Genomic DNA, 24219 nt, shown 5'->3' with positions numbered 1-24219 from the left:
AATGAAAAAAAATAAAGAAGCAAAATGGATCTATTATATACCGATTTTCACATTTCTATATTCCGTATTAGTTATTGCAGTAAAAAAAGTAACTTTTGATTTTACTTCAGTAACTTGGATGGAAGACAAAAAGATATTTATTGATTTATTTGCATATTATAAAGCTCAGTTGATTATATTTTCAGCAATTTTAGCAATAATTATTATGCTACATAAATACATAAAAGGCCAGATTACTGTAAAAATTGATTATAAAAAATATATTCCTTATTTTATGTTTACATTTTTTATAGTCCTATCCTACCTAATGAGTGAGCATAAAGACATTGCTTTATATGGTTTTTTCGATAGATATGAAGGGCTTTTAGTATATTTAAGCTATATAATTATGACACTATACATAGCCTATGTCTTAAAAAATAAAAAAATAAATATATCTATTATTGTTAGAATGCTAATGGTCCTCACTATAATTTTAGGAGTGCTTGGAACTCTTCAGTACTTAGGGAAAGATATTTTTAGAATGGATTGGTTTAAAAATTATATAGTAAGTTTCTTAGGCAAAAATTCTAAAATAAATTTTACTATGCCAAAAGACAGAGTATACCTAACAGTCTACAATCCCAATTACGTCGGAGTTGTAATGGCCATGCTAATTACCTTATCTCTTAATGTTATAATATTAAGTAAAGATAAAATAAATAAAATTCTTGCGCTAGTATCTTTACCACTTGCGCTTGTAACATTAGTTGGTTCATACTCCCGTGCAGGCATGTTTGCAATTGTTTTAGGTTTAATTGTTATAATTATTGTTAACGCAAAAAATATTATAAAAAATAAATATGTATTTGTTTTAGCTATGCTTATTCTTATAGGCTCTATAGTAGGTATTAATTCACATATGAATGGATTTATTGAAAATCGATTTATGAGTATATTTAATGTAAATAAATATTCATACACAAAACTAATGGATTTAAAAACTAACAATGATTCTATAATAGTTAATTATGATGGAGTGTCTTATAAATTTCTAATGCAAAAACATTCTCCAGTGGGATTAGTTTATGAAGAAGGAGAAAAAAAAGTACTTCCAAAATTTAAAAATAAAACATATTATTTTGATAGAGATGTAGTTAAAAATATGAATATAGCAGTAGGAAAGTATAGGAATTCTTATTTTTGGCAGTTTACAATAGACGGCCATAAGTGGAATTTTACTCCTACTAGTGAGGGTATTAAATATATTAATGGTGTAGGTAAGCTATCTTCAGCGGAGGCAGCTCTTTACTGGAAACCGCTAAAAGGCTACGAAAGGCTAGCATCTGGTAGAGGCTATATTTGGTCGAGGTCTATACCGCTTATAAAAAACACTATTATAAAAGGTTACGGGCCAGATACATTTGCTCTAGCGTTTCCTCAGGAAGATTACGTGTATAAAAGTAAATTTTTAGCTAATACTAATATGGTAGTAGATAAACCTCATAGTATGTATCTTCAGTACATAATTAACTTTGGTCTTTTGGCGTTTTTAAGTTATTTAACACTAACAGGTATAATTTTAACAAATATATTTAGAAAAAAAGAAGTGGATAGATATAAAAAATCTGTAATAATAACTTCTGTAATTGTTATAAGTGTAGTTATGCTTACTAATGATTCTACAGTTTCATCAGGACCACTAATGTGGACCTTGTTTGCAATAGGTCAAAGTGAAGTTTGATGTTAAAGCAAAGCTTAATATAATTTTACAATGCACATTGCATTATGTTATAATACTCTTTGGGCATTGCACTAATTGATAAAGCATTACTTAAAAATTAATTTATTATATAAAATATTAGTAGAATACTGGAGGAAATAGTGGAAACAAAGCAAAATTACGAATACGATGAAATATCGTTAAAAGAATTAATAGAAACAATAATTAAAGGTAAAAAGACAATAATAGTAATCACATCTATAGTTCTTATATTAGCTTCTATATATACATTTGCTATTCAAAAACCTGTTTATGAGTCTAAAACAGTGTTATTAGCATCGAATGTTGCTTCTAAAGTCACTAAGGAAAATATAACTGATATTACTTCATATATCAATAACTTATCAATTCAAAATTCAAATACTTTAGAGACCTATAAACAACAAATCAAGTCTCCTAATGTATTTGAGAATGTTATAAAAACTTTAAAATTAGATAAAGAAAAGTATACTGTTGATTCACTTAGTAACATTGTAAGGGTAAATTTAATTAAAGACACGAACCTCATAGAAATATCTGCAAAAACTACTTCTGCAAATTTATCAGAACAAATAGCAAATGCTACTTCAGATTCTTTTATTAATTTTATTAATAATATTAATGAAAAGAAAGTAAATCAGTCAGTAGAATTTTTAAAAGTTAAAATAGAAGAGCAAGATGCCAAATTAAAAACTGCTATGAGTAAGTATGAACAATTTTTAAAAGATAATGGAAGTATAACGTCTTTAAAAAATGCTCAGGCAAATTTATATATTGATCAAAAAAATATTAAGACAAAATTTGATAATCTTGAATCAAATTATCAAGACGATATATTAAATAATGAAATTAATGTAAAAAAATCAGAAAATAAACTGGAGTCTTATAAATCAGTTATTTCTTCAGTTGATAAAACGCTTAAAACAAATGAGAGCATTGTAAATAATGATTTATTAAGGGAATCATTAAGTGAAAATGGATTGTCCTTAAAGGATTTATCAGGAATAAATTTAGTAACAGAAAGTTATAATGCAAATTACTTGGCCCTTACAAGTCAGGAAAATCAAGAAAAAATTAAATTAAAATCTTTCTTAGAAGAAAAAAATCTTATTATAGAAAAATACAAAAAAGAAAAAACTTTATTAAAAAATAAACTAGATGCTTTAGATAAAGAAATAAATGCAAATGAAGTAAAGCTTTCAGAGCTTATGCACACAAATGATTTATTAAATAATGAAATTACAAACGCGAAAAAGACTTATGAATTGTTATTAAATAAATATGATGAAATCAAAATTACAGAGTCTGTTAAAGCTGGAGAAGTTAATATAATAGTAAATTCAAAAGCTTATACACCAAATCATCCTATAAGCCCTAATAAAAAGTTAAATTTAGCTATAGCTTTTGTTTTAGGATTAATGATAAGTGTTTTTATTGTGTTCTTTATGGCAATGTGGAAATCTGATTCAAACAAGGTAAAATAATAATAAATTAATGATTAATTAAGAAAAAAAAGGATATAATAAATACTAAAGGCAGTTATATAGATTAATACTATATAACTGTTTTTTATAAGGTCTTAATATGCCTTATGTGAACGTTTTGCGAAAATCGTCGAATTGGATATATTTACTTAAATATTATATAATTGGTTGTAAAACTCCTCTCTATGATGTAAAATAGAATCAGTTGTTTGTATGTGTAGAAGAATTTTTACTATTATGCTTGGAGTAGCAAGCTTAGAGATTATTAACATAAAAATTAATGCTAACTTCGTGTAAAAAAAAACTAATTAATAAAATAAAAGAGGAATTGACATGAAAAGAAAGATTAGAGCAATGGCATTTGTGATACTAGATATTTTAATTATAAATTTAGATATATTGCTAGCACTTATTATTAGGTTTGGATTTGATTTTAGTGCAGTTAATGTTGATGCCATAATTAAGCATTTGCCTGAATTTTTAATTATAAAACTTGCGGTTTTTACATATTTTAACTTTTACAAAAGCCTTTGGAAGTATGCAAGTATAGATGAACTTCTTCAAATATTTAATGGCGTTGTTGTCGCAAATACTATTATGGTCTCATATCTTTTTTTGCTTAGGATTGGTGGATTTCCAAGGAGTGTTATTGTTCTTATTGGTTTATTTGATTTACTATTTATCGGTGGTTCTAGACTTAGCTATAGGGTTCTTAGAAGGGTTAAACAAAAGTATGGTGTATTTTCATCAGATAAGACTAGAGTTTTGATTATAGGAGCAGGCGAAGCAGGATGTATGATATCAAAAGAAGTAAATAGTCATATTAAGCTTAACTCAGTAACGGTAGCATTTTTAGATGACAGTGATTTAAAACAAAGTAAGATTATAAATGGAGCTAGAGTTGTTGGAAAAATAGAAAAATTGAGTGAAATTGTAGAAAAACTTAAGATTGATCAAATAATTATAGCACTTCCATCTGCAAACAAATCAAGAATTAAAGAAATAATAGATTTATCAAAAGAAACTAAATGCAAAGTAAAAATATTACCTAAAATGGATGATATATTAAATAGTAGTGTGAGTATAAAAAATCTTAGAGAAATTAATATAGAAGATTTACTTGGAAGGGAAGAAGTGAAATTAGATATTGAACTTATTAAAAATTACATTGTTAAAAAAACTATACTTGTAACAGGTGGTGGTGGATCTATAGGTTCTGAAATTTGCAGACAAGTTGCAAAGTATAGCCCAAGAAAATTAATAATCTTTGATATATATGAAAATAATGCATATGATATACAAAATGAGCTTTTAAGAAAATACAAAGAAAATATTAATTTAGATGTAGTGATAGGATCTGTAAGAGACAGTGAAAGATTAGAAGAGATTATGAAAAATAATAAGGTTGATCTTATATTTCATGCTGCTGCTCATAAGCATGTACCATTGATGGAGAGAAGTCCTAAAGAGGCTGTTAAAAATAATGTTTTTGGCACAAAAAATGTTGCTGAAACTGCAATTAAATATAGTGTTCCAAAATTTGTAATGATATCAACTGATAAGGCGGTAAATCCAACAAATATTATGGGTGCTACTAAAAGAGTTTGTGAGATGCTTATTCAAACTTTAAATCAAAAAAATAAAACGGAATTTGTAGCAGTAAGATTTGGTAATGTACTTGGAAGCAATGGAAGCGTAATACCGCTTTTTAAAAAGCAAATTAAAGATGGGGGGCCGCTTACCGTAACGCATGAAGAAGTTACACGTTACTTTATGACTATTCCAGAAGCTTCAAAGCTTGTTATTCAGGCGGGCGCTATGGCTAAAGGCGGAGAGATTTTTATACTTGACATGGGTAAACCTACTAAAATTATTGATTTAGCAAGCGATTTAATAAAACTTTCGGGTTTAGAACCAAATGTAGATATTGATATTGAAGTTACAGGACTTAGACCAGGAGAAAAACTTTACGAAGAGCTATTATTAAAAAAAGATAATCATATAAAAACATCAAATAAAAAAATATTTATTGAAAAACCAATTTCAATAAATAAAAGAATTTTCTTGTCTAAATTAAATAAATTAAAAGATGGATCCTTAGATGAAAAAAATATATATAATAAATTAGATGATATTATAGAAACTTTTGAGTATGATGGTAAAAATGACAAAGTAATTAATATAAGGTAGAGTATAAGTTGTTAAATATATAGGCTAAATAAAAAAAGGTTTAAGCTAGTGTTAATATATTGTTTAAGTTAATTAAGTATGGGGTAAAAAGTAACTATCATTGTTTTGGTTTATTAATCACAATATTTTGAATATTTAGCCTACTATTACAATGGGTTACATGATATAATATACTAATCAACAAAACACAACGGAGGGGGATAAAAATGAAGAGAAAATTGTCATTAGTACTAATATTTTTAATGATATTTAGTACAACAAGTGTATATGCAGATGTAACGCCAACTTCACAGGCTGTAGGAATAATGCAATCTGTATATTCAAATTTTACTGATACTGAAAGAGGATATTTGCATCAGGCAAGAGCGGAAGTTGATTCCATAACGGATGCCCAGTGGCAAGGATTAATAACTGGTGATGGACTCTTTACTTATTATAATTTTGATTCTGCTAATCATCCTTATGAAGGAGAATATCAAGCAGGAACAAAAATTGTAAATGAAACAGATGTTAAAGATTTGATTTCAGGACTATTAACTATTTACTTTAATTCAGATAGTAGCCAAATTGAAAGTGAAATTGCAAGTTTTAAAACTGCGAACAAAAGTTTATTTACTACGTTATTACCTAATAGCAGTGCAGATCAATTAATTAATTTAGTTATAGATTCAAAAGAAAATGTGGCAGATTCTATAACAACTTCTGAAAAATCTGCTTTGGTTATGGCAAGTACTAAAAGTACTTTAACAACAGCTATTGAAAATGCACTTCAAACGGCAGTTGGAGTAGAACTTGATAAATCAAAATATACTACTTTAAAAACTGATATGCAGCAAATTGGATGGAATAGTACAAAATTGGTTGGAACTATTAATTCAATTATAAACTCTCTTACAATTGGAGAAGATGCTGAAGCAGCTTTAGCTAATGCAATTATTAGAGAAAGCTCAACTATTAATGCAAATACTTCTTTCTATGAGGGTAATTCACAAACTGTTTCTTTAAACGTATTAGAATCTAGTACAAACTTAATTAAACTAAATAGTGCAGATTCAACTATAGTAAGTGTATCTGGACTTACGCTTAAAGGAGTTAAAAAAGGAACTACAACTATCTATGTATATAGAGTGGGTGCACCTGAAAGTGATATGAATAACAACGTTGGGTATATATATTCTTTTAGTGTTACAGTGAAAGAAAAATCAACTACAAGTGGCACTACGCCTACTGGAACAACTGATACAACAACACCTACTACTACGGAACCAACTAATGTTGATGATACTACTTCATCAGCTGATAGTGATGTTGTAGACTCTGAAAATGTAAAAGATGAGGCAGCTGCAAGTGCAATTTCAGATAGTGTAGCTAGTACAGCATCTTCTTTAGCTAAGTTAGTTGTAGCAGGAATTGATGAAAAAGAAATATCAACATTAGCTACAAATATGAGTTCTGTACTTAAAGCTTCTGCAAATATAGTTAAGACTATTGAAACGCCAGAAGCTGCTAAAAGCGCTATTGAAAACCAAATAAGCGTAGTAAAAAATGTAGCAACAGTGTCTAGTGTTTTAAATAATAATGAAGATACAAGCAAAGTATTAGATCAAACAAAAGATTTACTAAACTCTTCAGATTCTCTATTTGCAAAACTTGAAGATAAAGAAGTTGTACTTGATTTAACTAAATCGTTAATTGAAAGTTCAGTTTCGCTAATAACTAATGTAGATGAAAATAAAGAAGTAAATGGAAAAGAAGTCGTAAAATCTACAAAAGCATTAAAAAATGCAGTTGTAAAAGTAGCGCAGTCTTATGTTGAAAACGTTTCTACTACTACTCTTGATACTACAAAAACAAAAGTGGAAGAAGGAAAAGCCCTAGTATCAGCTACGTTAGACGATATGATTAAAGATGCAAAGTCATCACTTGATGCAGTAAAGACTATAAATAAAACATTAAAAGATTCAAAAGTTATATCGAATAAAAAAGTTCAAGCAGTTGTTACAATAAAAGTTCCGCTTGTAGAAGGAGCTAAAACTACAGAAGTAACACTTCCTAAACTTAAAGATGTATTTGATGTAGTTGATACAGTTAAAGTTCAATCTCCGCAGGCGAGTTTTGAGATAAATAAAAATACCTTTAATAATCTTAAAGGTGGAGACGTAGCACTTAGTGCAGAAACTGTTAAGTTAACTGATATGTTACAAAGCAAAAGAAAAAATATTCCTAGTGGCGCAACAGTTATTGAATTAAATGCAAAAGTTGCAGGTGAAAAAGTAAATAAATTTAATAAACCTATGAATATTACAATTCCATATACATTAGCAGAAGGCGAAAATACAAATGAAGTAACAGTTTTCTTACTTCAAGATGATGGAAGTGTAAAAGCGGTAGGTGGAAAATACGTAGATGGTAAAGTGACCTTTAAAACAAATCATTTTAGTAAATATTTTGCTAAAACTGCAAGAGCTAAATTTAATGATTTAGATAAAGCTGAGTGGGCAAAAGATTATGTAGAGCTTCTTGGTGGTAAAGGAATTGTAAAAGGAGTAAATGGTAATGATTTTGAGCCAAATAGTAAGATTACTAGAGCTGAATTTGTAGCACTTCTTACAAGAGCAATGGCGTATAAAGGTGATAGTAAAAACAATAAATTCACAGATGTTGATAGTAATTCTTGGTATGCAGATAGTGTCTATGCAGCTTATGACAATAAAATTGTAGGTGGTAAGAGCCAGACAATGTTTGCGCCAAATGATAAAATAACAAGAGAAGAAATGGCAACAATGATAGCGAATGCAATGCTAGAAGAAGGATATAAGTACAGTGACTTTGTAACAGTGCCATATGAAGATGCAATGAATATATCTAACTGGGCTGTGAGATCAATAATCTTAACTTCAAATGAAGATATTGTAAATGGTTTTGAAAGCGGTGCCTTTATGCCAAAAGAAAATGCAACACGTGCTCAGGCCGCTACAATGATTTATAGGTTATTTGAGAAATAAAAGTGCTTAAGAAAAAACAAATAAAAGGCCCGGTAAAACGGGCTTTTATTTTTGGAGGATTTATGAAAAAAATATTTATCTTTATTAGTTTATTAGTGATTATGATGTTTTCAAATAGTGTTTTTTCTACTGATTTTGTTAATGTTTATGATAATTTAAAATCGAATTATCCTTCCTTTGTGAGTAGAATGATTAATGGAGGTACAAGTGAAGCTGAAATTAAAAGTTTCTTAGTGGATTTAAGTAATGAAGTTAATTCCACTGAAAATTTGACTGAGTCAAATTTCAACTCAGTTATGTACAATTCCTTAAAAAAAGTTTTATTTAAAGATGGACAAATGGGTATGGTAAAAGACAAACATTATAATTTTACAATTACTCTATTAAGTGTATTTTCAAATGAAATATCAAAAACACTTGAAACAAAGACTTTATCAGGCGATTTGGCTGCGCTTTCTAGTTCTGTAAAAAGTGCTGTTTTAAATAATAATACTAATGAATCAAATATAATAGCTCCTTCTGATTCTAAAATGAATAACGTATCACCTCCATCTACTGGCGGAAGTATTGCATCTTTAGGTCAAACTTTAGATGAAGAAAAAGTTGAAAAAAATGTACTTGATGTTACGACTAAAATTTTGGGAAGTAAAAAAGAATTAGCAATTGAAAAAGAAAGTTTTACTAATTTTGTGGAAACAGAAATAAAAGCATTAAAAGATAAGAAAGTTAAAGAAGAAATAAGAAATTATAATGCAATCAAAATTGATTTAACAAGTAAAAGTCTTGGAAAAGAATTTGAAATAAAAATACCACCGCTAGATAAAGCTATTAATGCTGCAAATGAAGTTGAAATTGATACGGAGAATGTAAATTTATCTTTTGATAGAGAAAGTTTAACAGATGAAGATAAAAAAAGCCAATTAACTTTAAATGTTAAAGAAGATAATAATATTTATAATATTAAATTATATGTAGGTAATAATTCTATAAGTAAATTTAAAAAACCAATAAAAATTACTTTGCCTTATAAATTAAAAAGTGGTGAAGAGGGTAAATTTTTATCAGTTTTTTATGTAGATGCTTTAGGAAAACTTACTCCTATGGGTGGAGTTTACAAAGAAGGCAAGATTACTTTTTCAACAAATCATTTATCAGCCTTTACTGTAAAAATCAACGAAAAAAAATTTAGTGATCTTAAAGGTTACGATTGGGCCAAGGATAAAATTAATTCTTTAGCATCAAAAGGAATTATTAATGGAAAAAGCCAAATGCTTTTTGACCCTAGTAGTCCGATAACAAGAGCTGAATTTACAGCGCTTATAACTAGAATGCTAAGTTACAGCGAATCTAATAAAGAAATTGATTTTAAAGATGTAAAAAAAGGTAAATGGTACTATGAAAATGTTAAAACTGCATATGAGTTTGGACTTATGAAAGGCGTTAGTGAAACAAACTTTAATCCTGAAGGTGGTATTACTACCGAAGAAGTTCTTACGGTTCTATCAAGGATTATGAAAAGTAAAGGTTATATCACTCCGAATTATAATGATATTTCAAAAACATATAGTGAAAATGAAATAAGTTCATGGGCGAAAGACGATGTTGGACTAACTATATCATTAAATTTAAATAAAGATATTCCCCTTAAAGACTTTATACCAAATCAAAAAATAACTAGAGCAGAAGTCGCAAGTATGTTATATGAAATAATTAATATGTAAAGATAGGTGAAACATGAAAAAAAAAGTTATGGCTTTAATTTTAGTTATCAGCAGTGTGTTTTTAATTTTTGGAGTCTATAAAGGAACTATAATTTATAATAGCACAGAAAATTCAAAAATTGAAAACCCATCTAGTCTAAAAAAAGTAGATGATAAACTTAATAGTGTTGAGGAAAATTTGTTAAAAAAAGCAAATACTAATACTGACGCTAATACTACTAATACTATAAGTGAAGATAATAAAGAAAGAAAAGAAGCAAAAGAGAATGTTTCTAAAGATTTAACAGCAAATTCTAAAGTAGATGCTGAAGTTACTAAAGATATCACTCCTAAAGAAGAAAGTGATAATGTAGCTGATAAATCAAACACCACTGATGAAAAATCTAAAAATATAGTAAATGACTCTAAAAGTGAGGTTTCTAAAGAAGTCTTAAAAGAAAATACAGAAGCTTTAGTAAAAACAGATGACCTTAGTTTAGACAGTTTAAAAGAAAATGATGAAGAAACTATTAAAATTAGCAAAGAAGCAATAATTACTAAATATGAGGCTATGTTTATAGAGCTTCAAAAACAGTCTTCAATTTTACTTAACGATTTGATTGCTGCGGCAAAAACAGAATATATGTCTTATAGTGAAAAAGATAGGAGTAAACTTACTACTAAAGTAAAGTTAGCGGGTAAATATCTTGCATTAGCAAAAGAACTTGAAAAAAGGATAGATAAAATTTTTTATAATGTCTTAGATAAAATGAAAGAAGAACTTATTAATAATAATTATAATGCAGATATTATAAAAAAATATGAAGATGATTATAAGAGTCAAAAAGCAGCTAAATCAAAAGAACTTATGAGTAAGGCTTTTAATTAAACTTTTTTAGAAATATAAATTGTTTTAAGGGGGGGAATTTTATGGAAAATAATCAGTCATATGATGAAATTTCATTAAAAGAACTTATTATGGTTCTTATAAAAAACAAGGAATTTATAATTGTCTTTACACTTATAGCTGTGCTTATTACAGGAATTATTTCTTATAATATGAATGTGAATTCTAAGGAAGCTCAGTTGCTTTTTTCCATAAATCATGCAAAAATTAGCCAGGGAAAAAATATAGATGGAAGTACATTTGATGTTTACGAAATAGCATCACCATACATATTAAAAGACGTTATTAAAGAATTAAAACTTGAAGGTAAATTATCTTCAAATGATATTAGAAAGAATATTGTTTTTAGTCCATTAATACCAGAAAGTATTGAAAAAAAACAAAAGTTTTCATTAGAAAAGGAAGGTACTAGTCTTCCTTACTATCCAAATCAATTTTTACTTGAGGTAAAAACAGATAAGTCTTCTGGAATTGATAGTTCACTTGCAATGAAGATTGCAAATCAAATAATAGAGTCATATATAAAATATTTTTCAAAAGAGTATATAGATACTAATCCTGTAGTAAATAAAATAATAGCATTTAAACCTAATGACTACGACTACTCAGATGTATCAATGGTTTTTCACAATCAAATTGATACTTTAGTAGACTATAATACTAAACTAAGTAAAGCTGATCCTGATTATAGATCAAAAAACACCGGTCTATCTTTTTCAGATATAGTCAGTAGCATATATATTATAGATGAAATTGATTTAAATCATATTGATTCTATGATAAGTGCCTTTAAATTAACAAAAGATAAGAAAAAACTTATAGTTTACTACAACTATTTAATAGATCAATTACAACTTAATAAAAACAAAGTTCTTAACTCAGAAAACGTTACTAAAACAATGCTTGATAAACTCGACAATACTAAAAATGACATTATACTAAATAGTAATAATGATAATAATGATAATAAAGATACAAAAGAAAGTTATTTTAGCAATTTAGTGCTACAAACTTCAAGTTTTGGGGGCACGATTGCTGATATTCAAAAAAATATTGATTATTATAAAAATGAATTAAATGAATTAAATAAAGATAAAGTGCTTGATAAAAGCAAAGTAAAAGTAGAAAATGAAGTTGAAAATTTAATTGATTCTACATTTATAGAAATTCAAAAATGGATAAATATAACAAACAAAACTTCAAGTGAATTCTACGAAAAATTAATGACAAGGGCAGTTACTCCGCTTTCACCTGCTGAAATATATAGCAATGTTAATGTAAAATTAAATCTAGCGATTGGTATAGTGCTTGGTTTAATGATAAGTGTTTTTATTGCATTTTTTAGAGAGTACTGGAAAGAATCTTAAAGGGGTGAAAAAATGAAAAGTAGAAATAAAGTGAGCACTAATTTGATTATAAGTTTGATAATAGCTCTTGTTATTACTAGTTTATATTATTACACAAGAGATGTAAAAATTAGCACAATTATAAGTTTACAATTTGATGGTATTGAAAAAGGATTAAATCCTGATGATACAAGATTTGATTATAAAAATATTGTAAGTGAAGATGTTTTAAAACTAGTTGCTAAAGAAGCTAATATAAAATATACAAAAGAATTACTCAGTTCTATAGAAATTAAAGAAGTACTTCCAAGTAATATAGTTAGAACAATTAAAAGTAGACGTATTGATGGAGACAATTATACTTATTATCCAAATGAATTTATTGTGTCAATAGATACTAAAAGTAAAAATGGATTAACAAAAGAAGAAGACTTAAAATTCCTTAGTAAATTCAAGGAAGGTTATGAAAAATATTTTATAGATAAATACTCATATCCATTTATAGGGTTAAGTAATATGGTAAGTTACTTTGACTATTCAAAATATGATTATCCTGAACTTACCAAAATATTCAAAAGTGAATTTAATATGATATCAAGTTACTTAGATGTTTTAATTAATGATAATAAAGACTTTGTATCGGATAAGGGCTATACTTTTAAAGATATTAAAGAAACAATAAATATATCTAAAGATTTGGATATGGATAGAATTGATTCCTTAGTTAATCGTTATGAACTTACAAATGATGTAGATATATTAATATTAAAGTATAAGTATATGATTAGTCGCTATGAACTTGAAAAAAATAAAAGCATTAGTGAATATTCTTCTTTAGATAATCTTATATCAATTATAAAAAATAATGAACACTCAGTTGTTATACCGAGTTCTCTTGGAAATTCAATTACCATAAACAAATTAGATGATACTTATGATACAGTGGCATCAGAAGCTACAGGAAGTAAATTAAATGTTGGTAAACAAGAAGAAAAAATAAAATATCTTCAAAGTGAAATTGAAAAATTAAGCAAACTTAAATCAGAGACAAAGGAAACTAAGGAAGCAAAAGCGGAAGTAGATAAAATGGTTAAAGAGTTAAATCAAAAAATATTAAATTGGACTGATTTAATAGATGAAGTTTCTTTGGAGTATTTTTCTGATAAGTATAGTAACTCCATAGAACTTGTAGAAGAAGCTTGGATTAATAGGGCTGTGTCTACTTTAAGGGTAGGTGTGCTTGGAATTTTAATAATGATCATGATTTTTTCATTTTTAAGAGTAATTTCTTATAAATTTAAAAATAGGATGTAAACTAAGAAAGAGTTTATAATGATTAATAGTTTATGGACCAACAATTTTTAAATAATTGTTGGTCCATAAGTATGTTTTCATTAAATGAAACCATTTTAATTCTTGACAAGAACTTGCAAATAGTGGTATTATGTTAGTGTTCGGTTAATGAACGTATATAATATTATGAGGTGAGAGACTTGGCATTAAGAAAAAATTTATATTCTGATAATGAACTTATTATTTTGACAGAAATTTTAGATAATAAAAAAATAAGCCAACGTCAACTTTCGCATAAGTTAGGATTATCGCTAGGGACTATTAATGTATTAATTAATAAAATGGTTAAAGAAGGCATGATAAAAATGAATCATGTATCTCAAAATCAAGTTATGTATATGTTAACACCAATGGGTATGGCTGAAAAAACAAAAAAAACAGTTTCTTATTTGAAAAGTCATTATAGAGTTATATATGAAACAAAAGAGAAAATTAAACATATTATGAGTGAACTTCATAAAAAATATGAAAATATAATTATATTAAAAACAGATGATGAAATTGGTGATATAATTGAAGTAGCAGTCTTAGAGTATCACTTTAAAGATAGAGTTAAAGTGGTTAATGATGCTTTAAAAATTAGTGAATATAAAAACGTTAAAAATGTGATTTTTATGCATATAGGTGAAGATGGATTAGGTAGTAGTGATGTTTTTGAGAGTGTAGAAAGTTTTGATTTGGGTATGATGCTTTAGCATAACAAATAAATTGGTAAATTAAGGTGTTTGGTAGTACTTATAGTATATACATATTAAATAGTGGAAGGAAGTAATATAAATGGCGGATAAAATTTGGTTAGCATCTCCTCATATGAGTAATGAAGGTTATGAAATTGAATATGTAAAGGAAGCGTTTGATACAAATTGGATTGCACCACTTGGACCTAATGTTAATGGTTTTGAAAAAGAACTTGCTGAAAAAGTTGGTATAGATCATGCAGCAGCATTAGTGTCTGGAAGTGCTGCTATTCATTTGGCACTTAAGTTAGCGGGTGTTGGTGAAGGTGATATTGTTTTTTGTCCAACACTAACTTTTTCTGCTACTGCTAATCCTATTATTTATCAAAATGCAAAGCCTGTTTTCATAGATAGTGATTATAAAACATGGAATATGGATCCTGATGCATTAGAAAAAGCATTCAACAAATATCCTGAGGTAAAAGCAGTTTTAGTTGTGCATCTTTATGGCTTATCAGCTGATATGGATAGAATTATGGAAATTTGTAATAGATATAATGTACCGGTTATTGAAGATGCTGCAGAATCTCTAGGTACATATTATAAGGGAAAACATACTGGAACTTTTGGTGAATATGGTATATTTAGTTTTAACGGTAATAAAATTATTACCACGTCAGGTGGTGGTATGCTTGTAAGCAATAATAAAGAAAAAATTGTTAAAGCAAGATTTTGGTCGACTCAAGCAAGAGATAAAGCTAGGCATTATCAACACAGCGAATTGGGATTCAATTACAGAATGAGCAATATTGTTGCTGGTATTGGTAGAGGTCAGCTTAAAATTCTTGATAGGAGAGTTGGGAAGAAGAAGTATATTTATGATTATTATAAAAGAGAATTAGGCGATTTAGAAGGTTTAGTGATGATGCCTGTAAATGAATGGGATAATCCTAATTACTGGCTTAGTTGCATTACTTTAAGTGGTGATATTAAACCAATAGATTTTATGGAAGCGTTAGAGAAAGAAAATATTGAATCAAGACCTGTTTGGAAACCAATGCATATGCAGCCTTTTTTTGCTGAGTATGATTATGTTGGTGGAGATGTGAGTGAGAAACTGTTTAAAAATGGTGTGTGCTTGCCATCTGATACCAAGATGACGGATGAGGATCTTGAAAGAATTTGTGGAATTATAAAATCGTTATGGAAATAGAGTGGATGATATGAATGAGAGTAAGGTAAAAACTAATAATTGTATATACAGAAGGTTTCTGAAAAGACCAATGGACTTCATTTTGTCTTTGATTGCAATTGTTGCTTTAAGTCCTGTATTTATAATCGTTTGTTTATTAGTAAGAGTTAAGCTTGGTAGTCCGGTACTGTTTAAGCAGAAAAGGCCTGGGCTTAATGAGAAGATATTTGCCATGTACAAGTTTAGGACAATGACTGATGAGAAAGATGAGGATAGCAAGTTATTACCAGACGGTGTTAGATTAACAAAATTTGGGAAAATATTGAGATCTACTTCTTTAGATGAACTTCCTGAGTTGTTCAATATTCTTAAAGGAGATATGAGTATAGTAGGTCCTAGGCCGCAGTTAGTAAAAGATATGGTTTTTATGTCAGAAGAACAAAGACAGAGGCATTTTGTTTACCCTGGACTTACAGGATGGGCTCAAGTAAATGGTAGAAACAATGTTACTTGGGAAGAGAAACTTTCGCTTGATTTAGAATATATTGATGATATTTCATTTATCAGAGATTGGAAGATTATATTTATGACGGCGGTTAAGGTTTTTATGAAAGAGAATATATCAACAGAAGGAATGGATACATCAGAAGATTTTGGTGATTATTTATTGAGAGAAAAGAAAATAAATGATGATGAGTATTGGAGTGCTATTGAAGAAAGCAAACAGATTAGTTTGTAAAATATAGTATATCAATTAGAGATAGAGGTGAAAGAATGAGCGAATTAGTTTCAATAATTACACCATCATACAATACAGTTGAATTTATAAAAAGTACAATTGATAGTGTTCGTTCTCAAAGTTACACAAATTGGGAAATGTTGGTTATAGATGATTGCTCTACAGATGATTCAGCTACTGTAATTAAAGATATAATTAGAAATTTTAATGATGAACGTATCAAATTGTTTGTAAATTCTAAGAATAGTGGAGCGGCTGTTTCGAGGAATAAGGCACTAGCACTTGCTAAGGGAAAATGGATAGCGTTTCTTGATAGTGATGATTTGTGGAAATCAGACAAACTGGAAAAACAAATTACTTTTATGAAAAATAATGGCTATCATTTTTCTTATACAAATTATTCTGAGATAGATGAGAATTCAAAATCTTTAGGAAAATTAGTATCTGGTCCTAAAAAAATAACAAAAGTTGGAATGTATAATTATTGTTGGCCAGGGTGCTTAACAGTAATGTATAATGCTGATACAATTGGCATTATACAGATTAATGATATAAAAAAAAATAATGATTATGCAATTTGGCTAAAGGTTATTAAAAAATCAAATTGTTATTTATTGGATGAAAATTTGGCGAAGTATCGTAAACGAAAGGGGTCGATATCAAATCATTCTTATTACAACTTGATAAAGTATCATTATTTGCTATTCAGAAAAAATGAAAATATGAATAAATTTAAATCTCTAATATTTACTATAAGAAATTTATTGTTTGGCATTTTAAAGAAAATAAAATATGTAAATATAGTACATGATAAAAATTAAAGTTTTTTGATAGAATTGTAATTGGGAAAAAATAGAGAAGTTATAAAAGGGGTCATTAATTGATGAAGATTACAATAGCAGGAACAGGTTATGTTGGATTATCAAATGCTGTATTATTAGCACAACATAATGAAGTTATAGCTCTTGACATTATCCAAGAAAAGGTAGATATGATAAATGATAGAAAATCGCCTATCGTTGATAAAGAGATAGAAGAATACCTAGCAACTAAAGAATTAAACTTAAGAGCAACCACAGATAACTATTTGGGATTTAAAGATGCTGAATATGTTATTATATCTACACCAACAAATTATGATGCAGAGAAAAATTATTTTAATACAAGAACAGTTGAAGCTGTTATTGCTAACGTATTATCTATTAATCCGGATGCAGTAATGATTATTAAATCAACTGTACCAGTTGGGTACGTAGAAAAAATTAAAGCAATGTTTGAAACAGATAATATTATTTTTTCACCTGAGTTCTTAAGAGAAGGGAAAGCACTATATGATAATTTATATCCTTCAAGAATTCTTATAGGAGAGAAGTCTGAAAGAGCTAAGAAGTTTGCAGATTTACTAGTTGAAGGTGCAATTAAAGAAAATATTGACGTATTGTTTACAAATTCAACTGAAGCTGAAGCTGTTAAATTGTTTTCAAATACATATCTTGCAATGAGAGTAGCATTTTTTAATGAGTTGGATTCTTATGCTGAATTGAGAGGATTAGATACTAGGCAAATAATAAATGGAGTAAGTTTAGATCCTAGAATAGGAAGTAATTATAATAATCCATCTTTTGGATATGGTGGTTATTGTTTGCCAAAGGATACTAAGCAATTATTGGCTAACTATTCAGATGTACCTCAAAATATAATGTCTGCAATAGTAGATGCAAATAGAACGAGAAAAGACCATATTGCCGAAATGGTTATAAAGAGAAATCCTAGTATTGTTGGGATATACAGGTTGACAATGAAAATGAATTCAGATAATTTTAGACAATCTGCAGTTCAAGGTGTTATGAAAAGAATAAAAGCTAGAGGAATTGAGGTTGTTGTGTATGAACCTGCGCTTAAGACGGATGAATTTTATCATTCTAAAGTAGTTAGAAACTTAGAAAATTTTAAAAAAATTAGTGACATTATTGTTGCAAATAGAATAGTTGATGAAATAAAAGACGTAGAAAATAAGGTATATACTAGGGACTTGTTTAGTAGAGATTAATATATTTATATTTCAAAATAAATATGTATAACAACAAATGTTGTGTTACATAATAAAAAGTGAGGAAGTATGTCGTGAAGATTGTAAAATTTAAAGGTGGATTAGGAAATCAATTATTTCAGTATTCTTTTTTAAGAGCGCTACAATTAAAATATAAATGTGATAATGTAAAAGCGGATTTTTCCTATTATACAAATGTGAAGAATGATAGTGTACGTATCCCAAGGATACTGAAATTGAATGTTAAATTTAATCTTGTTACTGAACATGAATTGTCAAATTTTTTTTTCATTAAGCATACTGGTAACCCAATGAGTTTAGTGTATAAAAGTCGCATAATCTTTGAAAAAATGTTAAATAGAAAGTATTATTTTGAAATGAATAGAGAATACAGAAATGTTAAAAAAATGTTTAAATATGATTATTTAGATGGATACTGGCAGTCTTGGAGATACATGAATGGAATCGAGCATATAATTAGAAAAGAACTTACATTAAAAAAAGATTTTAGTGAGAGAACTGAAGTAATAATAGATGGAATAAAAAACCAAAATGCGGTTTTTATAGGTATAAGAAGAGGTGATTATTTATCAACTTCAAGAAATAGGAAACATTTTGGAAATTTGAATATTGATTATTATTATAAATCTATTGAATTTATGAAGAAGCATGTAGAGAACCCTATTTTTTATATATTTTCTAATGATATAGACTGGGTAAAGCAAAATATGAAATTTGATTGTAATGTTATTTTTCGTGATGATGAATATCAAACAAGTGACGTTGAAGAATTGTTTATAATGCAGGCTTGTAAGCATGCAATTATAGTAAATAGTACTTTCTATTGGTGGGGTGCTTGGTTAATAAATAATGTTGATAAAATTGTAATTGCACCAAAAAAATGGTTTGCGGATGAAAAACCAATAGACATTATACCAGATTCATGGATTAAAATGTGAAGTATATATATAATAATATTAAAAATGATGTTCTAAATGAATTATAATAAAATGAATAAATCGGCTTAGTTAGTGTGACAATATTACGGAATATTGAAATGTGTAATTTTACTTAATGAAATAAACAAAAATGTTGTTAAATAAGATTTGATTGAAAAAGGAGCTTTTATAATGAAAATAGCATTAATAACAGGAATAACAGGTCAAGATGGGTCGTTTTTAGCAGAATTTTTATTGAAAAAAGAATATGAAGTACATGGTATTATTCGAAGAAGTTCATCTTTTAACACAGGAAGAATAGAACATTTATATATAGATGAATTATTGAAAGATATGCATATTAATAGAAAAGTCCAATTGCATTATGGGGATATGACAGATTCAACAAATTTGATTAGATTGATAAGGGAAATAAAACCGGATGAGATTTACAATTTGGCAGCAATGTCACATGTTAAAGTCTCATTTGAAGTACCTGAGTATACGGCTGATACTGATGGAATTGGAACTTTAAGATTATTAGAGGCAGTAAGATTTTTAGGTTATGAAGAAAAAACTCGTATTTATCAAGCGTCTACTTCCGAACTTTATGGAAAAGTACAAGAAGTGCCACAAAGCGAAACAACACCTTTTTATCCAAGAAGTCCTTATGGAGTGGCTAAATTATATGGATTTTGGATTACTAAAAATTATAGAGAAGCATATAATATGTTTGCTGTAAATGGCATTTTATTTAATCATGAATCGGAAAGACGTGGTGAAACTTTCGTTACCAGAAAAATAACTTTGGCCGTAGCGCGTATTAAAAAAGGAACTCAAGAAAAATTATATCTTGGAAATATGGATTCAAAAAGGGATTGGGGATATGCAAAAGATTATGTAGAATGCATGTGGTTAATGCTTCAAGCTGACAAACCAGAAGATTTTGTAATAGCAACTGGTGAAATGCATACAGTTAGAGAATTTACTACGCTTGCCTTTAGAAAAGCTGGAATTGAACTAGAATGGAAGGGAATAGGAGTTAATGAAAAAGGCATAAATATTTCAACTAAAAAGGTTTTAGTTGAAGTTGATCCAAAATATTTTAGACCAACCGAAGTAGAACAGTTGTTAGGTAATCCTGAAAAAGCTAAAAATAAACTTGGATGGAATCCAACCCAAACAAATTTCGAACAATTGGTCAAATTAATGGTTGAAAGTGATATGAAATTTGTTGAGCGTGAAACTAAAATTAGAAGAGATTTTGATTAAGCAACGCTTTAAAATAATTTAATCGAGGAGGTTTAAAATGTTAGAATATAGATTATCAGATGATACATGGTCAAATAAGGAAATCGAAGCAATAAATAGAGTAGTTAAGTCAAATAGATTTACAATGGGAAAAGAAGTAAAAGAATATGAAGAAAAATTTGCAGAAAAGGTTGGAAGTAGGTACGCTGTAATGTCAAATTCGGGTTCTTCAGCAAATTTATTAGCTATAGCAGCGTTGGTATATTCAAAAAGATTATCAGCAGGAGATGAAGTGATTGTTCCAGCTGTTTCATGGAGTACAACATACTTTCCACTTGGACAATATAATTTTAAAATAAGATTTGTGGATATTGATATAAATACATTGAATATTGATATATCAAACTTAGAAAATGCAATAACTGATAAAACGAAAGCTATTTTTTCTGTAAATTTATTAGGAAATCCAAATAATTATGAAAGAATATTAGAAATTTGTAAGAGACATAATTTGATTCTTATAGAGGACAATTGCGAAGCGTTAGGTGGCCGATATAAAAATAAACACTTAGGTACATTTGGCCTTTTGGGAACGTATTCAACTTTCTATTCGCATCATTTGTGTACTATGGAAGGTGGCGTAACTGTAACTGATGATGAGGAATTATATCATTATTTATTGGCTATTAGAGCGCATGGATGGACACGAAATTTGCCTTTAGATAGTAAAATATATACTAAAGACGAAGACGATTTTTATGAGAGTTTTAATTTTATTGTTCCTGGATACAATCTTAGACCAATTGAAATGGAAGCTGCAATTGGTAAAGAACAGCTGAAAAAGCTTGATGAGATTATTGTACAGCGAAGAAAGAATGCTGAATATTTTTTAAAGTGTATAAAAAAAATAAAAGGTATTAAATTTCAAGAGGAAGTGGGTCAGTCTTCCTGGTTTGGTTTTGCAATGGTTCTTTGTGATAATAACGTAGGAAAACGTAATAAAATTGTAACAGAATTAAAGAAAAATAATATTGAAGTTAGACCTATTGTAGCAGGAAATTTTACAAAAAGTAGTGCGATTAAATATATGGAATATTCGATTTCAAACGATTTAAAAAATGCAGATAAAATACATGAAAATGGTTTTTTTGTTGGAAACCATAGTAAAGAAAATAGAAAGCAAGTGAACTTGCTTATAGAAATATTAATGAAGGTGTTAAACTAATGGATAAGAATTCAAAAATATTTATAGCTGGACGTAATGGTCTTGTTGGCTCTTCAATAGAGAGAGAATTCAAAAAATGTGGTTATACTAATATTGTAGGATTAGGATCAAAAGAACTTGATTTAAAAAATCAATTAGATGTAGAGAAGTATTTTGAGTTGGAACGTCCTGATTATGTTGTTTTAGCAGCAGCAAAAGTAGGTGGTATTATGGCAAATATAAAAGCACCAGCTGAATTTTTGTATGATAACATAGTAATTCAAAGTAATGTGATAAATAGTTCATATAAATATAAGGTTAAGAAATTATTGTTTTTAGCTTCCTCTTGTATTTATCCAAGATTATCACCTCAGCCGATGAAAGAAGAATATCTTATGGATGGAAAGGTGGAGCCTACTAATGAAGGTTATGCAATTGCTAAAATAGCGGGATTAAAAATGTGTGAAATGTACAATAAGCAATATGGAACAAATTTTATAAGTGTAATGCCGTGTAATGTTTATGGTATCGGAGATAATTTTGATCCTGAAAAATCACATGTGGTTGCGGGATTAATCAGAAAATTTCATGTGGCTAAATTAGAAAATTTAAAATTTGTAGAAGTATGGGGATCGGGAAATGCAAGAAGAGAATTGATGTTTAACGAAGATTTAGCAGCTGCTTGTGTATATTTATTTGAATCATATTCTGGCAACGCTTTTTTTAATGTTGGAACAGGCAAGGATGTTAGTATAAAAGAGTTAGCAGGAATAATTAAAGAAATAGTTGGATTTAAAGGTAACGTGAAATTTGATATTACAAAACCTGATGGTATGCCTCAAAAATTAATGGATGTTTCAAAGCTTAAAGAAGCTGGATGGGTTTACAAAACAGAATTAAAAGATGGAATAAAAAAAACATATGAGTGGTTTCTTGAGCATAAAATTTAATTAAAAAATGATTTTGATTAATTGGAGGGATTTTAATGAAAATAATTATACTAGCAGGTGGAAGTGGAACAAGACTTTGGCCATTAAGCAGAGAAAGATATCCAAAACAATTTATAAAGCTACAAGAAGGTAAACTTTCTTTATTTCAAGAGACGTTTAATAGGAGTTTATTATTATCTATATTAGATGATATTTATGTTGTAACAAATGAGAAATATAAATTTTTGGTTATGGGAGCAATCGAAGAACTTGGTTATGAATATAATGAATCTAATATTATTATAGAACCTGAATCAAAGAATACTTTACCTGCAATTTATGCGGGTGTACATGAAATAACAAAAAGAGGAAATGTTAATGTTGTAGTTTTTCCTTCGGATCATTTGATTCAAAAAGAAAAAGAATTTGTTGAAATTATTAAGCATTCAAAAGAATTAACGAAGGAATCGATTATAACTTTTGGTATTAAACCAGATGGACCAAATACGGGATATGGATATATTGCACCAGGTATTGAAAAGTTAAATGGTTATCAAGTTAAGGAATTTAAAGAAAAACCAAATTATGAAATAGCGAATTCATATGTAGCAAAAGGCTATTTTTGGAATGCTGGAATATTTATGTTTAATACGGAGTTATTTCTAAGTGAAGTTAAAACATATTCTCCAGAAATACATAATGCATTCATGAATAGTAAAAATATTAAAGAATCTTTTAGTAGAATAAAAAAGAATATTTCAATTGATTATGGAATTATGGAAAAAAGCAACAAAATTGTTGTAGTTCCTGTTGATATAGGGTGGAATGATTTGGGAAGTTTTGATGCAATATTTGATGCGTTTAGTAAAGACGAAGATTATAATATTGTTACTAGCGATAATATTGTAATTGATTCTAAAAATAATTACATATATTCAGAAAAAGGAAAACTTGTATCAATGGTTGGAGTTAGTGACTTAATTATAGTAGATAATAGAGATGCATTGCTTGTTTGTAAAAAAGACCAATCGCAGAAAGTTAAAGAAGTTGTTAATAAACTTAAATTAAGAAATGATAATAGGATTGAATATCATGTGCAAGATTATAGGCCTTGGGGTAATTACAAAATCCTTGAGGAAGAAAAAAATTCATTTAAGATTAAGAGAATTAAGGTAAATCAAGGTAAGAAGTTAAGCTACCAGATGCACAATCATAGAAGCGAGCATTGGATTGTTGTTAATGGAATGGCAAAAATTACAATTGAAGATGTGGTAAAATTATTATCTCCTGGTGAAAGTGTCTTTATTAAACCTGGACAAAAACATCGACTTGAGAATCCTGGAAGATTGACTTTAGAAATAATTGAAGTTCAGATGGGAGATTATTTGGAAGAAGATGATATTATAAGAATTAGTGATGATTATGGTAGAAAGTAAAGTTAGGATATTCATATAAATTACAATAAAAATATTTATTTTTATATGTAAAACTTTAAATTATTTTATTAGTTGTA

18 protein-coding genes are annotated in these 24219 nt (G+C 28.1%); all 18 read left to right on the top strand.

Going from position 1 to position 24219, the window contains the following annotated elements:
• Position 1: 1 nt before the first annotated feature.
• The 18 genes from AACH12_RS13830 to AACH12_RS13745 all read left to right on the top strand — a co-directional run bounded on the left by AACH12_RS13830 (position 2) and on the right by AACH12_RS13745 (position 24142).
• On the top strand, positions 2-1723 hold the full coding sequence (locus tag AACH12_RS13830) for an O-antigen ligase family protein (RefSeq protein WP_338535965.1): 1722 nt from the start codon (positions 2-4) through the stop codon (positions 1721-1723).
• Positions 1724-1863: 140 nt separating this feature from the next.
• Complete coding sequence (locus AACH12_RS13825) at positions 1864-3225, top strand: GumC family protein (protein WP_338535964.1); 1362 nt, start codon at positions 1864-1866, stop codon at positions 3223-3225.
• A gap of 333 nt (positions 3226-3558) precedes the next feature.
• Positions 3559-5415, top strand: coding sequence for a polysaccharide biosynthesis protein (locus tag AACH12_RS13820; protein ID WP_338535963.1), 1857 nt, complete (start codon positions 3559-3561; stop codon positions 5413-5415).
• Positions 5416-5621: 206 nt separating this feature from the next.
• Positions 5622-8420, top strand: coding sequence for an S-layer homology domain-containing protein (locus AACH12_RS13815; RefSeq protein ID WP_338535962.1), 2799 nt, complete (start codon positions 5622-5624; stop codon positions 8418-8420).
• Positions 8421-8482: 62 nt separating this feature from the next.
• The gene (locus tag AACH12_RS13810) at positions 8483-10141 is read left to right on the top strand and encodes an S-layer homology domain-containing protein (protein ID WP_338535961.1); all 1659 of its coding nucleotides are present in this window, start codon (positions 8483-8485) and stop codon (positions 10139-10141) included.
• 13 nt (positions 10142-10154) lie between these two features.
• Positions 10155-11009 (top strand): hypothetical protein, encoded by an 855-nt coding sequence (locus AACH12_RS13805; protein WP_338535960.1) that lies wholly within the window; start codon positions 10155-10157, stop codon positions 11007-11009.
• Positions 11010-11050: 41 nt separating this feature from the next.
• Complete coding sequence (locus tag AACH12_RS13800) at positions 11051-12394, top strand: GumC domain-containing protein (RefSeq protein WP_338535959.1); 1344 nt, start codon at positions 11051-11053, stop codon at positions 12392-12394.
• 12 nt (positions 12395-12406) lie between these two features.
• Positions 12407-13687, top strand: a complete 1281-nt coding sequence (locus AACH12_RS13795) for a hypothetical protein (protein WP_338535958.1) — start codon at positions 12407-12409, stop codon at positions 13685-13687.
• 179 nt (positions 13688-13866) lie between these two features.
• Entirely contained in the window at positions 13867-14421 is a 555-nt protein-coding gene (locus AACH12_RS13790) for a winged helix-turn-helix transcriptional regulator (protein ID WP_338535957.1), read from the top strand.
• A gap of 82 nt (positions 14422-14503) precedes the next feature.
• Positions 14504-15616, top strand: a complete 1113-nt coding sequence (locus AACH12_RS13785; protein WP_338535956.1) for a DegT/DnrJ/EryC1/StrS family aminotransferase — start codon at positions 14504-14506, stop codon at positions 15614-15616.
• A 10-nt stretch (positions 15617-15626) separates the two neighbouring features.
• The gene (locus AACH12_RS13780) at positions 15627-16334 is read left to right on the top strand and encodes a sugar transferase (protein ID WP_338535955.1); all 708 of its coding nucleotides are present in this window, start codon (positions 15627-15629) and stop codon (positions 16332-16334) included.
• Positions 16335-16369: 35 nt separating this feature from the next.
• Complete coding sequence (locus AACH12_RS13775) at positions 16370-17155, top strand: glycosyltransferase family 2 protein (RefSeq protein ID WP_338535954.1); 786 nt, start codon at positions 16370-16372, stop codon at positions 17153-17155.
• Between the two features lie 62 nt (positions 17156-17217).
• Complete coding sequence (locus tag AACH12_RS13770) at positions 17218-18384, top strand: nucleotide sugar dehydrogenase (protein ID WP_338535953.1); 1167 nt, start codon at positions 17218-17220, stop codon at positions 18382-18384.
• A gap of 74 nt (positions 18385-18458) precedes the next feature.
• Positions 18459-19343, top strand: coding sequence for an alpha-1,2-fucosyltransferase (locus AACH12_RS13765; protein WP_338535952.1), 885 nt, complete (start codon positions 18459-18461; stop codon positions 19341-19343).
• Positions 19344-19514: 171 nt separating this feature from the next.
• Positions 19515-20594: a GDP-mannose 4,6-dehydratase gene (gene gmd / locus AACH12_RS13760; protein WP_338535951.1), complete on the top strand. Its 1080-nt coding sequence runs from the start codon at positions 19515-19517 to the stop codon at positions 20592-20594.
• Positions 20595-20631: 37 nt separating this feature from the next.
• Complete coding sequence (locus AACH12_RS13755; RefSeq protein ID WP_338535950.1) at positions 20632-21798, top strand: DegT/DnrJ/EryC1/StrS family aminotransferase; 1167 nt, start codon at positions 20632-20634, stop codon at positions 21796-21798.
• A complete protein-coding gene (locus tag AACH12_RS13750; protein ID WP_338535949.1) occupies positions 21798-22727 on the top strand; it encodes a GDP-L-fucose synthase family protein in 930 nt (309 codons plus the stop codon). Before AACH12_RS13755 ends, AACH12_RS13750 begins: the two co-directional genes overlap by 1 nt.
• Positions 22728-22762: 35 nt before the next feature.
• Positions 22763-24142: a mannose-1-phosphate guanylyltransferase/mannose-6-phosphate isomerase gene (locus AACH12_RS13745; RefSeq protein ID WP_338535948.1), complete on the top strand. Its 1380-nt coding sequence runs from the start codon at positions 22763-22765 to the stop codon at positions 24140-24142.
• Positions 24143-24219: the final 77 nt, after the last annotated feature.

Source organism: Helicovermis profundi (genome assembly GCF_033097505.1).
Taxonomy (GTDB): Bacteria; Bacillota; Clostridia; order Peptostreptococcales; family Acidaminobacteraceae; genus Helicovermis; species Helicovermis profundi.
Note: the sequence above shows the minus strand (reverse complement) of the source record. Positions and strands in the feature narration are given on the sequence as shown.

Bases quoted from the DNA above. Each gene is read 5' to 3' on its own strand.
- AACH12_RS13750 (WP_338535949.1), top strand. From the start codon at position 21,798: ATGGATAAGAATTCAAAAATATTTATAGCTGGACGTAATGGTCTTGTT.
- AACH12_RS13745 (WP_338535948.1), top strand. From the start codon at position 22,763: ATGAAAATAATTATACTAGCAGGTGGAAGTGGAACAAGACTTTGGCCA.
- AACH12_RS13820 (WP_338535963.1), top strand. From the start codon at position 3,559: ATGAAAAGAAAGATTAGAGCAATGGCATTTGTGATACTAGATATTTTA.
- AACH12_RS13800 (WP_338535959.1), top strand. From the start codon at position 11,051: ATGGAAAATAATCAGTCATATGATGAAATTTCATTAAAAGAACTTATT.
- gmd (WP_338535951.1), top strand. From the start codon at position 19,515: ATGAAAATAGCATTAATAACAGGAATAACAGGTCAAGATGGGTCGTTT.
- AACH12_RS13785 (WP_338535956.1), top strand. From the start codon at position 14,504: ATGGCGGATAAAATTTGGTTAGCATCTCCTCATATGAGTAATGAAGGT.
- AACH12_RS13755 (WP_338535950.1), top strand. From the start codon at position 20,632: ATGTTAGAATATAGATTATCAGATGATACATGGTCAAATAAGGAAATC.
- AACH12_RS13795 (WP_338535958.1), top strand. From the start codon at position 12,407: ATGAAAAGTAGAAATAAAGTGAGCACTAATTTGATTATAAGTTTGATA.
- AACH12_RS13775 (WP_338535954.1), top strand. From the start codon at position 16,370: ATGAGCGAATTAGTTTCAATAATTACACCATCATACAATACAGTTGAA.
- AACH12_RS13815 (WP_338535962.1), top strand. From the start codon at position 5,622: ATGAAGAGAAAATTGTCATTAGTACTAATATTTTTAATGATATTTAGT.
- AACH12_RS13805 (WP_338535960.1), top strand. From the start codon at position 10,155: ATGAAAAAAAAAGTTATGGCTTTAATTTTAGTTATCAGCAGTGTGTTT.
- AACH12_RS13830 (WP_338535965.1), top strand. From the start codon at position 2: ATGAAAAAAAATAAAGAAGCAAAATGGATCTATTATATACCGATTTTC.
- AACH12_RS13770 (WP_338535953.1), top strand. From the start codon at position 17,218: ATGAAGATTACAATAGCAGGAACAGGTTATGTTGGATTATCAAATGCT.
- AACH12_RS13780 (WP_338535955.1), top strand. From the start codon at position 15,627: ATGAATGAGAGTAAGGTAAAAACTAATAATTGTATATACAGAAGGTTT.
- AACH12_RS13810 (WP_338535961.1), top strand. From the start codon at position 8,483: ATGAAAAAAATATTTATCTTTATTAGTTTATTAGTGATTATGATGTTT.